The following is an 11,575-nucleotide window of genomic DNA, read 5'->3' on the forward strand; positions in this document are numbered from 1 at the left end:
GTTCTATTCATCTCAGTGCCCGCCTTTTCAGGCTGCAACACACCCCGGAGCATTGCTGATTATACACTTGGCGCCCTCTTTAATCAGCGTGGGCGCGCGATGGGTGATGTCCCAATATAACGATCGGAGCGGCAGACTCGTTTTTGCGCGCGGCTTACTGAGAAGACGTTTTAGGTAAATAGCGAAGGGCATCGACGGCTTTACCGTTGTAGCGCAGCTCGAAGTACAAATTCACAGCACTGCTTCCCGTATTGCCCATCGTGGCAATGGTTTGCCCCTGCTTGACCTGGGCGCCTTCTTTGACTAACAAGTCCTTGTTATGGGCATACACGCTTAAAAAGTTTGCATCGTGATTGACGATGAGCATGTTGCCGTAGCCACGTAAGCCATTGCCCGCATAAGCCACTTTGCCGCTCGCGGCGGCTTTGATCGGTGAACCTGCAGCCCCTGCAATATAGACGGCCTGGCTATTGGACGGTGAGGTTCCCCGACTCGACTTGCCCGTGGCAGGCCAGATCAGATTAATGGACCGTGGTGCTGCAATCGACGGGCCGGTTGCAGGGCGCGAGGGTGAGGTAGTGGCGGGAGCCGGGGCGCCCTTGACCTTCAGGACTTGTCCGACACGAAGATTGTCAACGTCACTCAAGTTGTTTAAACGCTTAAGCGAGCTAACGCTTTGTCCGTGTTTGCGGGCAATCTGAGTCAGGGTGTCGCCTCTCGCGACGCGATATTCGCCTTCGCTGACCGGTTTGGTGGTCCCGCAAGCGGCCAGTAAGGCCGCCAAAATCAAGATAGTAAAAAGGCGGAACGAAGTGGAAGGTGTTAGTAATGGCATTAATGAGAAATATGCCCGCATCCGGATCGCGGTCAGAGCATAAATAAAGTGAATATAAATGAGGTTGGGGTAACCATACTACAGCGACGGCTGATGGCCTAATCATAATGCGCTGTCGGGCCGGTAGTTAGCAGCTCCGCATTCCGGTGTCAGAGCGAGTCTTTGCAGCTTCGATATTGGGCGCTGAAACGCTCGGCGCGCCCTCGTACTTTGCTGGCCACGCCTTTTAACCAGGGCTTGCGGTCATAACTGCGGTTGCGATAGCCAGTCCAACCCTCGTGATAGTTCAGATATTGTCCGTACGCATCCCATTTGGATGTGCCGTTCAGGCGCTGGGCTTTGCTCATGTACCAACCCATGAAATCCAGAGCGTCGCTGAAGTCGTCGCGGCTGACAAACCAGCCGCCCGTTTCGCGCTTATAGTCATCCCAGGTCTCGTCCTTGGCTTGCGCATAGCCATAGGCCGAACTGACACGGCCCCAAGGAATGAACCCTAATACATAGTGCCGTGGCGGGAGGGCGTCGTGCCGAAAACTGGACTCCTGGTAGACGATGGCCAGCGCCACCGGCGGCGGTACCCCCCACTTGTCCTGCATTTTTACTGATGCCTTATGCCAGCCGGATTTTTCGCGGAAGATTTCACAGATATTTTCCGGATTGCTGGGAGGAACAGTTGCGCAGCCCGCACCCAGCAGGAGCGCAATCATCGCGGCAGACGCGCGTAACGACTTACGGAGCAGGTGTGTTTGTTGTGAGTTGGCAAGACAGTGGGTTGTGGCGGATTTCATCTAAATTTTTCAACATGTCAGCGTTCAAGCCTCAATCTTACCGTTTGTGCCGACAGTTTCAGTTCGTTCATGGCGCAGTCGTTCAGATGTGCGCTATATAACGAATTTGATTAAGCATGCTTGACTATGAAAGGCGCTGTGCATAAATAGTCTTCACAGCTCTTGCGTAGCAGCAAGGGTCATTATTTTTGCCCATCGGCGCGCCTGCTTGCCGTTGCTCATGGGAATAATCCAAAGCGCCTGGCTATTATGGTTAAGCCGCAGCTCAAGCGTCCACGTTTTTCCGTGAGCTACAGCTTGCGCGCTTTCTATATCTGCAAAAATAAAATAGGCGGGCTTCCCGTGCAGGTGTAGTTCTCCGCGCTTTTGGATAGCGTCGATATGGATTTGACCCCACGCATCCTTCATCGCCAGGACGCGCTTCCCCTTGATAGTGACTCCATGTATTGTCCGATATCGACTGATCAGCATCTTGACGAACAAGGCCAAGAGAAGGGCGGCCAATACTACGGCGGCTGCGCCGGCGGCCTGCCCAAAATCCGCCGCCACCGTCATATACAGCATGACGGCGCTATAGATAACGGCGGCTATGATGAGCAGTGCTGCTACGATTGGCAAGAGTCAGATCCTTCGTAGTGGCCGCGCATGCATCAATTGCACGGTATGCCCGGAAAAAGCAGCCTCCGGACAGGTTTATTTGTACGTAATCCGTACTATATATAGTACAGAATCGCAGCGGGATCGTGCAGCGTACGGCTTAGGATTGGCAGGGCGCGGTCACGCCTGGGCCAATACGGCATCACGCTGTTTCATGACGCGAATAATGGCATTCAGCGCAACACCGTACATCGGCACGAAAAGAAGCAGGCTGACAGCGAGTTTGATGACATAGTCCACGATGGCGATTTCCACCCAGTTTTCGGCCATGAAGGGATTGCTGCTTTGCCAGAAGGCAATGCCGAAGAAGGCGACTGTGTCCAGCGCCTGCCCGAAGACGGAGGCGGCCGCTGGCGCTACCCACCACTGTACGTAGTTTCGGCGCATGCGGTCGAATACTTGCACGTCCAGCAACTGACCCAGCACGTAGGCGGCGAAGCTGGCAAAAGCGATGCGGAACACGAAGCTGTTGAACTCGCCCAATTCGGCAATGCCCTTGAAACCGCCTTCATGAAACAGCACCGATACGATGTAGGAGGCGATGAGCGCCGGTATCATGGCTCGCGCTATTACGCTACGCGCTCCGGCCTTGCCGATCAGGCGCACGGTCAGGTCTGTGGCCAGGAAAATAAATGGGAAGCTGAAGGCGCCCCAGGTGCTATGAAAGCCGAACAGGTTGATGGGCAACTGCACAAGATAGTTGCTGGAGATGATGATGACGATATGGAAAGCTACCAGCAAGGCGAGGTAGAACGATACCCGCGATTGCGGGACGGATGTGGAAGTCATGATGAGCCTTTTTGACTGATGGGGTTAGGGAACCCATGGAACGAAATGCGAGCGCGTATTGTACGCTGAGTTACCTGTTGTGCAGAAATGCCCAGAGACAAGAGGCGGTATCCCAGTGAGAGTATGCTGACTCAAGCTTGTCCTCCTGGCTGTGCATGCTGGTGTCAGTTACGCGTCTGGCGCGGTCAAGCACGCCGCATATCCTTCCAGCGCATTCGGCCACTCGGGCACCCAGCCGCTAGCCCGCAGTCTTGCGTTCGACAGGCGCTTGCCGCTGGGCGCCAGTGGCTGCCGGGTAGGCACAGGGCTGCCTGTCAGCTGTGCCAGTGTGTCATACAGCTCGGCCGTGGGTAGAGGGAAATCGTCTGTTGCTATATAGAGCGGCTGAGGGTTGGCCATGGTCAGAACATGCGCACAGGCGCGTGCTGCGTCATCAATGTGTATTCGGTTCGCCCAATGACCAGGGCCGTCAGGAGCCGTAATTCTGCCGGCGCGCAACCCACTGATCAAGCGCAGCCGCTCGGGGCCGTACAAGCCGGATAGACGTAGCGCGACCCCAATACCCGGTGGTAGACAAGCATGCAGTGCGGCTTCCGCACTCAGTAATGCGTCGCTGCGAAAATCCATATTCTGGACGGGAGTGTTTTCGTTCACCGTATCGTCGGAGGGCCCCCAGACCGCAGAAGAACCCACCAATATGCAGCGCTGTAGCTGATCCGGCTGGCGTAATGCCAGGCTGGACAGCAGTCTCAAGAACCCAAGAGCATAGACTTGGGTGTAGTGTTCCAGGGTTCTGCTGTCTGGAGATGGGGCGTACAAAATATGAGTGATTTCGGGGAAATCGTCATCCATTAGGAAAGGCAGGCTCGCCGGATTTTGTATATCGGCTCTGTACCAGCGGATTGTGCCGTCCTGGGTTGGCGGCATGCTGCGCCGCCGTAGTCCAATGCACTCCCAATGCTCTGGGTTCAATAATTGTGCCGTTCGCTCGCACAGGTCACCACCTACCATCAAAAGCGTATTCACGAGGACCTGGCAAGCCGCTTCGAGATCTCTTCGCCAAGCGCCTGGTAGGCCTTGCTGGCAGCGCTGCTCGGCGCTGTCGCTATGACCGGGGCGCGCTGAATTCCCATGCGCTCGATATCGGAGGCAAATGGCACTCGGGTTTTCAGGAAGCGCCGCTTGTGAGTGGTGTGCATGGTGTCCATGGTTTCGGTATGCAAGGTTTTGACGCTTTGCACCATAGAGAAAAAGCCATGCAGCTTTTGCATTGGAAGCTTGTTCTCTTTGAAGAACGCAATAAGCTGTTCGAAAGTACGTTGGGAGAGCGTCGTTGGAATGACGGGCACCAAAACGGCATCGGCGCATCGAAAGACGTTTTCGGAAAGGGTGGAGATGCTGGGCGGGCAATCAAGCAGGATCACGTCATAATCTTTTTTGACACTTTTTAATGCCTTTTTTAGTCGGGAACGGCTGTCGCGCATTCGGGACAGGAATACGTCGAAGTCGCGAAAGCTCATGTTGGCGGGCAGGATGTCAAGGTTGTCGTAGTCACTACCCCGGATCGCGTCGGTGAATTTTTCAACGTCTTTGAAAAATGCGGCATCTATCAATTTCTTTGACGGTTTCACTCGGAAATAGAAACTCGACGCGCCCTGGGGATCCAGGTCGCAAAGCAAGGTACGTTTGCCGGCTGCGGCCAAGGCGTAGGCCAGATTAACCGCAACGGCTGTCTTGCCAACGCCCCCTTTATTTGAGTAGCAGGCGATGATCTTCATAGGTCGTCCTTGCTCGGTCGAAAGAGCTCATTGAATGTCTGTTGTGTTTTCGGGCGATTGAATTGCGCAAAGCTTTTCACGACCTTTGCGCGCTCTTCGAGTTGATGGCTGTGCAGCACTGCGATCAGCGCGCCAATGCTTTGGGCAACTTCCAGATCCTCGCCGTGCCGTTTTTTGCCGAGCATGACCAGAAACGCCCCCAGGCTTTCCTGCTGAACGGAATAATCATTGAACAAGCCTAGATTGTCCTGCAACCCCTTTAGGGGTTTGAGCAGGGATTTGAAGGCCTGCTTCGGGAATACCGGCGCGAAGAATTCCATCAGGTAGCGCAGCTTCTTGCAGTGGATACGCAACTGGTGGATTTCGGCATCAGGCGTGAGGGAGCTGATTCGGGCGGCGACCTTGCACACTGTGCGATAGCGCTTCCAGATCTGGCTACAGGCATAGTCGTGCGCGGGAAGATCGGCGTTCATGCCGCGCTTGATGCCCTGCGGTCGTGCATAGCGTTTGGCGAGATAGGTGATTTCTTGTTGGTAAGCTGGGCTGCGCAGGTGACGCGACAGCTTGGCCTTTTCGGATATTCGCTGTGCGGCGAACACGCCAAACAGGGTGTCCAGGCCGCCGTGCAGGCTTGTCGGCAAGAGATCATAGTATCCCTGCTTACCTAGAAGATAAACGTCGAGATCCCGCAAACGCCCGGTGGGTGCGGCCAGCCTGGAGAGCCGGGCTTTCAGGTCGGCCGTCTGGGCGTCATCGTAGACACCTTTGAACAGGCTCAGGACCGAACGGATCTTGCGCAATCGAATGCGATAGTCATGCAGGAATTCGGTATCGTGATCCGCGATAATGCCATGCTCGCACGCACGCAAGATTGGAATATAGGTTGATATGATTCTGTTTGCAGCGTCGAAAGCAGTTTCGTCACTGGCAATGATGATTTTCGGTTTGGCATTGTAGGCAGCATGCGTGGGAAAAAGCTGCTCGTAAAGGCCGTCGCAGCGGAAGGTGGTGCCGCCTAAGCCCCTGATATGTTCGCGCAATGCGTTTAGCGATTCGCCGTAGCCTTTTATCTCTTGCAGCGCGACCCAGGCAGCTGCAAGGCCTTGTTGCGTGGTGGCTTGCATCAAATGGGCTCGACAGTGCGTTTTCCCGTTGTCGTCTACAAACGCCAGCGTGGCCTGGTGCCTTTCGCCTGATCCTACAGGCTGCAGGCTGCGTAGTGGGGAAAGGCCGGCCAGCGCCCGCTTGACCGGGCCGTTTGGCAAATCGCTGACAAACCGTACTTTACCTTTTACCGTTTGCGACAGTGGCAGACTGTCATCGCTTAGCAGCTCGAATGACGTATTGACCTCTAGAAGCATGCGATTCGAGCGGCGTAAAAATTGATCGAAGCTGTCGAGCGCGGTGAAGGACGCAACGTTGGCGTCGCCTACCAGAACAGGGGTAAGCTTGCCGACGGGCAGTGTCGCTAAGCGGCTTACCGCGGCAAGCGGCAGGTAGTAGCAATCGATTCTAGGTACTGTCATCCCTGTTTCTTCGTGGGTTTGCATAAATACGCTTCGATCAGCGTCTCGATTATTTTTTGCACACTGGTATCCTCTTCGATAGCACGTATTTTTAGCGCTTTTAGCGTCTTTTTATCAAGCCGCAAAGAGGTGTTTTTTTTGTCGTCAGCACCCGCCTTCGAACCGCTGGTCTTTTCTTTTGACATGTCTTTCACTTGTATTGATGACGTCATTGTTTCATGACGTTATCTTGGCAGTCAACGCAATTCGGTGTGTGTGGATTCGCTGATGCGGTTTTTAGGCGTCGGTATGCCTGGGGATACCGACGTAATAGCTAAAGCGTACGCAGCAAATCAGCCAGGTCCCGCATGCTGGTGAACACATGCGAAGCACCCGCGTCACGCAGTACTTGTTCCTGCTCGAACGGGGCATAGGCCAGCACCGTGGCGCCGGCCGCTACGCCCGCAGTGATACCGGTCACGGTATCTTCGATCACAGCGCAGGCACGCGGATCAACAGACAGCGCGGCCGCAGCAGCCAGATAGACATCGGGGGCGGGCTTGCTGCGCGGCATCTCATATCCGCTGAAAATGCGCCCATCGAAATAAGGATGCAAATCTACCTTGCGCAATTGCAGTTCGACCTTGCCGCGGTCGGCGCCCGAAGCGCAGGCGATACGCCCGTCTGTGGCCTGATGGACGGCTTTGACGGCATCATGGATATGCGGGATCGCTGTCAGGTGAGCCTCAAGCTGCTGATTGCGACGCTCGCGAAAACCGGCCAGCCAGCCCTCGGTCACTGGCTTGCCGGTATGCCGGCTGATGCGTGCCGCTTCGTCCTTGACCGCCTTGCCAATGAAGATACGCAGGCATTCTTCGGCGCTCAGCGACCAGCCTTCTTCCTCAAGCATGTCGCGCAGTACGCCATTGGTAATTGGTTCGCTGTCGACCAGCACGCCATCGCAATCAAATAAAACAGCATCGAATTTCAAGATGATCACCTCGTTACGGTTTTGTGCAGTCAGAATGCAAATGACGATGTTGTGTCACGTTATTCTGGCCGCCGCTAATAGTCGGATGTTACCCTTTTAGCAATCAGCGGCATGCAATAGCACGCCGCTTTTGCTTTTCAATCGATTTCTGTAAATGGGGGCGAAGAGTTTGATTATTGCTACGGCACACAACCATTTGAATGGCAGTCTGATAAAGCGGGGCGCAATGGCGATATTGTGTTCGGCGCTTTTATGGTTTTCAGTATCGACGGGCCACGCGCAGCAGGCCGCCACAGCTGCGTCGTCGGGAGGTCCTTCTTATGCGGCTCTTGCCGACCTTCTGGAGAATCCGCAAACGCGCGAACAGTTGGTTGGGCAATTACGTACGCTAGCTGCGCAGCCAGATCCCGCCACAGCGCCAACAGACCGGACGGCGGCTGACAACCCCGACTCGGCAACGCCGGCTCAGGCGGAGCCAGACAGCAGCATTCCTGGCGAACTCCAGATGTTTGCCACTGGCCTGCAGGGCGATATTGCTGAAACCTGGCAGGTGTTAAAGGCGCTGGTTACAGGCCAGCCATTGCCGGGGGCCAGGGCAGACCAATGGCAGTCGGCGGCGATCAGCCTGGGCATTGCGATGGTTTCGGTATTGATTGCCTATTTCATTCTGCGTTTGGTAGCCGGCTACGCATTTGGGCGTCTAAACGACTGGATCATGCGTGATGATGGCAAGCGATCCCGCAGCACCGGTAATATGGAAGGGGCAGGTACCGCAAGCCGCAAGCGTTTGGGCAAGCTGGGCTCATTGACGCTGGGACGCAAGCTGGTGGCGGTTATCCTTGCTTTCGCCATCGATATTGCCGCAACCGTGCTGGCGGCGCTGGCGGCGTACGCTGTTGTGATTGGATTTACCCCGCGCGGCACGGCCGTCTCTTTGTTTGCCATGCAGTTTCTGACCGCCTTTGTGTTGGTGGAGGCCGTTAAGGCAATTTCCCGGGGGATTTTTGCAACCCGGTACGAGAAGCTGCGTTTGTTGCCGCTGTCGGCCCAGGCAGCCAGCTACTGGAATCGCTGGCTCATCGTTCTGATTACGATTACCGGCTACAGTTTGCTGCTTGTGGTGCCCGTGGTTCAGGCGTTGCTGACCGAAGGGGTAGGCCAGTTGTTGGGGCTGGTGCTGATGGCTATGGTTTATTTGTACGCTGTTTCCGTGGTCTGGCAAAACCGTCATCAGGTAAGCGCCGGTCTGCTTGAGCACGCCCAACATTCTTCTGCGCCGGTATTTGGCACGCTGATACGAATACTTGCTCGAATATGGCATTGGGCGGTGCTGGCGTACTTGACGGTCTTGTTTGTCGTCAGCCAGGCCGATCAGAAAAATGCCCTTGATTTCATGGCCCATGCCACCGTGCAATCGGTAGCGGCCATTTTGATTGGGACGCTGCTGGCGGCGCTACTGTCTTCGGTGCTGGCCCGCCACATTGCCTTGCCCGATAATTGGCGCAGGGCTTTGCCTCTGCTGGAAGTCCGGATCAATGCCTATGTGCCAGCTTTTCTCAAGTGCTTGCGCTTATTGATACTGGTCGTGGTGACCTTGGTCGTGCTGGATGCCTGGAAGGTGTTCGATCTGGTCGGTTGGGTGGGGTCGGCTCAGGGGAAAAGGGCCGTTAATACCCTCATTCATGTGGGCATCATACTGCTGATTGCAGCCTTGACCTGGACGGTCCTGGCCAGCATTATCGAGCATAGGCTGGGTGTTTCCATCGGAACGAACAAGCCTACGGAACGTGAAAAAACTTTGCTGATGCTGTTTCGCAGCGCCGCGTCGGTGATTATCTCGACCATGACGGTATTGGTGGTGCTATCGCAGATAGGTATTAATATCGGCCCGCTGATCGCAGGGGCTGGGGTGGCTGGGCTGGCCATTGGTTTTGGCGCTCAGAAATTGGTTCAGGATGTCATTACCGGTATTTTCATACAACTGGAAAACGGTATGAACCAGAATGACATCGTCGAAGTGGTAGGTCTGTTTGGCACGGTGGAAAAAATCAGCATACGGTCGGTGGTAATCAGGACGCTGGATGGCGGTTATCACCTGATTCCATTTTCCACCATAGACAGGGTAACCAACCACACTCGCGATTACGGCTATCACTATGGTGAATACAACATAGGCCATCGCGAAAGCGTGGACGAAGCCATTGCCCAGCTGGAACTGGCTTTCGCCGAACTGAAGCAGGACCTGGAGCTGGCTCCCGAGATCATGGAAGATATATCCATTCCTGGCGTGACCGCCCTGAATGAGCGTGGCTTTACGATACGCGTGCTGATCAAGACAAGGCCGGGCATGCAATGGGCGGTGCAGCGCGGTTTCAACCGTCTGGTGAAAAAATACTTCGATGCTGCCGGTATTGAATTACCTTATCCGCAAACCGTTCTGCATTTCGGGCGGGACAAGGATGGCAACGCCGCGCCTGTGGATGTGCGTACAGTCGATGCGTTTGGCCAGATGGCCGGCCAGGCGCCGCCTGCTAAGAGTTGACGATAGCGGCTTAAGCCATGGCTCGTTAAAGATGATTGGTTTACGCTTCGTAACCGGTTTATCCGCGGTCATACAGATCTTTGATAGCCACCATCAATGTCAGGACGACCACAAGGGAGATCACGCCAAAGCCAACCATGACGGCGATCGCCCACGACGACGAGGCATCGAGGGATGCAAAGGTGGCGGCGGTGATCACGGCGATGCCTATTGAGGTTCCGATACGCTGGCCTGTCTGCATGATGGCGCCCGAGCTGCCTGCGTGGGCCAGCGGCACATCGGCCAGTGTCAGCGCTTGGTTCGGGCTGATGACAGAGCCTTGTGCCAGGCCAATGAATGACAGCGTCAACAATAGCCACCACACGCTGGCCATGCCTTTTTCATGCAAAAAGGCAACCAGTACGCTCAGTGCCAGGCCGAGTAGCGCCAGTAAAAGGCCGTAGATGACGATCCTGCGGCCATAGAGTAGAACCCGTTTACCAGCCCAGGTGGCTGCGTAGGCTGAAAGCAGCGCCGCCGGCACACCAAATAGCCCCGCCTCAAATGCTGTTTTGCCCGTACCCATCTGTACGTAGAGCGCCACCAGCACCCAGACGCTGGTCATGCCTAGAAAGTACAGCGTCATGATCAGGGTTCCATTGGTAAAACTCGAGATGGAGAAAATATCCAGATCGACCATGGGGCTACCGCCCAGGCGAGCGTAGCGGCGCTCCCACTTGACCCACATATATGCCAGCAGAAGGCCTGCTGGCAATAGCATCCACGTCAAGGGCGAACTGCGGGATTCCATGAACGGAAAAAGGACGGCGAGCACCGCAAGGCCGAGCAGACCCGCGCCGATCGGATCCAGCGAGCGCAGAATACTACTATTTCGGAGTGATGGCGGTTGTGCAGGGTTTCCGGTATGGCCGATCAGAGGGCGAGGAAACCAGAGCAAGCCCAGAATAATCGTCGTGAGTCCGATGGGAACATTGACCAGGAAAGTCAGCCGCCAACCCATGTCGGGTCCACCCAGTTCGATTAGAAGCCCACCGAGCACAGGTCCGATTGCGACTGAGAAACCGACCACGGTACCCAGATAGCCAAATGCTCGACCGCGTTCAGCTCCCCGGAAATACTGCTGGATCATGCCGATGCCCTGTGGGCTTAGCAGTCCCGAGCCTAGTCCCTGTAAGAAGCGCGCGCCGTTTAGCCAAGTGGCATCCGGGGCTAAGCCGGCTGCGACCGAAGATACAGTGAAAATGGCCGTTCCAATGAGGAAGAGCCCCCCACGCCCCATGATGTCGCCTGCACGTCCGGCGCTAACCAGAACAACGCCAAACGTCAGTGCGTAGCCTGAAAGTACCCATTGGATATCTGATTGTGAGGCGTGGAGCCCATTCTGTATGGATGGAAGAGCGACATTGACGATGCTCACGCCAACGAGCGACATGAAGAGCGCCACCAATATGACGGTCAGTATTCGCCAACGCGCCGCACCCTGTTCGCTGTGCAAACTCCTCTTCTTTTCGGCAGTAACAGGGTTAACACGTTGATTCATCGATTGGATTCCGGCACATGATTCTTGCGGGGCCTTTCGGCACGATGCCTAGACCTGGGGATTTGTGCCTGTTGTAACTCATATGGAGTTATTAAGGTCAGTTTCCTCAATAGTTCCCCCCCAACCATTGCAGATAAGACGAGCGGGTCG

11 protein-coding genes are annotated in these 11,575 nt (G+C 55.4%); 1 reads left to right on the plus strand and 10 read right to left on the minus strand.

From position 1 onward, the window contains the following. Positions 1-154: 154 nt before the first annotated feature. The 9 genes from ABWO67_RS16220 to ABWO67_RS16260 all read right to left on the minus strand — a co-directional run bounded on the left by ABWO67_RS16220 (position 155) and on the right by ABWO67_RS16260 (position 7,343). On the minus strand, positions 155-835 hold the full coding sequence (locus tag ABWO67_RS16220) for a peptidoglycan DD-metalloendopeptidase family protein (protein ID WP_353153383.1): 681 nt from the start codon (positions 833-835) through the stop codon (positions 155-157). A 149-nt stretch (positions 836-984) separates the two neighbouring features. After that, entirely contained in the window at positions 985-1,542 is a 558-nt protein-coding gene (locus tag ABWO67_RS16225; RefSeq protein ID WP_353153385.1) for a transglycosylase SLT domain-containing protein, read from the minus strand. A gap of 234 nt (positions 1,543-1,776) precedes the next feature. After that, entirely contained in the window at positions 1,777-2,241 is a 465-nt protein-coding gene (locus ABWO67_RS16230; protein ID WP_353153387.1) for a hypothetical protein, read from the minus strand. Positions 2,242-2,400: 159 nt separating this feature from the next. Continuing rightward, positions 2,401-3,069, minus strand: a complete 669-nt coding sequence (locus ABWO67_RS16235; RefSeq protein ID WP_353153389.1) for a 7-cyano-7-deazaguanine/7-aminomethyl-7-deazaguanine transporter — start codon at positions 3,067-3,069, stop codon at positions 2,401-2,403. Between the two features lie 168 nt (positions 3,070-3,237). After that, the gene (locus ABWO67_RS16240) at positions 3,238-4,095 is read right to left on the minus strand and encodes an NAD-dependent epimerase/dehydratase family protein (RefSeq protein ID WP_353153391.1); all 858 of its coding nucleotides are present in this window, start codon (positions 4,093-4,095) and stop codon (positions 3,238-3,240) included. After that, positions 4,092-4,847, minus strand: coding sequence for a ParA family protein (locus tag ABWO67_RS16245; RefSeq protein WP_353153393.1), 756 nt, complete (start codon positions 4,845-4,847; stop codon positions 4,092-4,094). The genes ABWO67_RS16240 and ABWO67_RS16245 overlap by 4 nt, the downstream gene beginning before the upstream one ends. Continuing rightward, a complete protein-coding gene (locus ABWO67_RS16250) occupies positions 4,844-6,373 on the minus strand; it encodes a CHAD domain-containing protein (protein ID WP_353153395.1) in 1,530 nt (509 codons plus the stop codon). The genes ABWO67_RS16245 and ABWO67_RS16250 overlap by 4 nt, the downstream gene beginning before the upstream one ends. Further along, positions 6,370-6,558 carry a hypothetical protein gene (locus ABWO67_RS16255; RefSeq protein WP_353153397.1) on the minus strand — a complete coding sequence of 63 codons (189 nt, stop codon included), beginning with the start codon at positions 6,556-6,558 and terminating at the stop codon, positions 6,370-6,372. Before ABWO67_RS16255 ends, ABWO67_RS16250 begins: the two co-directional genes overlap by 4 nt. Before the next feature lie 128 nt (positions 6,559-6,686). Further along, positions 6,687-7,343 (minus strand): HAD family hydrolase, encoded by a 657-nt coding sequence (locus tag ABWO67_RS16260; RefSeq protein ID WP_353153399.1) that lies wholly within the window; start codon positions 7,341-7,343, stop codon positions 6,687-6,689. Between the two features lie 226 nt (positions 7,344-7,569). Here ABWO67_RS16260 and ABWO67_RS16265 point away from each other — a divergent pair, with 226 nt between their 5' ends. Next, on the plus strand, positions 7,570-9,885 hold the full coding sequence (locus ABWO67_RS16265) for a mechanosensitive ion channel domain-containing protein (protein ID WP_353153401.1): 2,316 nt from the start codon (positions 7,570-7,572) through the stop codon (positions 9,883-9,885). Between the two features lie 58 nt (positions 9,886-9,943). Here ABWO67_RS16265 and ABWO67_RS16270 read toward each other — a convergent pair whose 3' ends face one another. Then, on the minus strand, positions 9,944-11,425 hold the full coding sequence (locus tag ABWO67_RS16270) for an MFS transporter (protein WP_353153403.1): 1,482 nt from the start codon (positions 11,423-11,425) through the stop codon (positions 9,944-9,946). Between the last annotated feature and the right edge of the window lie 150 nt (positions 11,426-11,575).

The sequence above is a fragment of the Pollutimonas bauzanensis genome, assembly GCF_040393045.1.
Classification (GTDB): domain Bacteria; phylum Pseudomonadota; class Gammaproteobacteria; order Burkholderiales; family Burkholderiaceae_B; genus Pollutimonas; species Pollutimonas bauzanensis_A.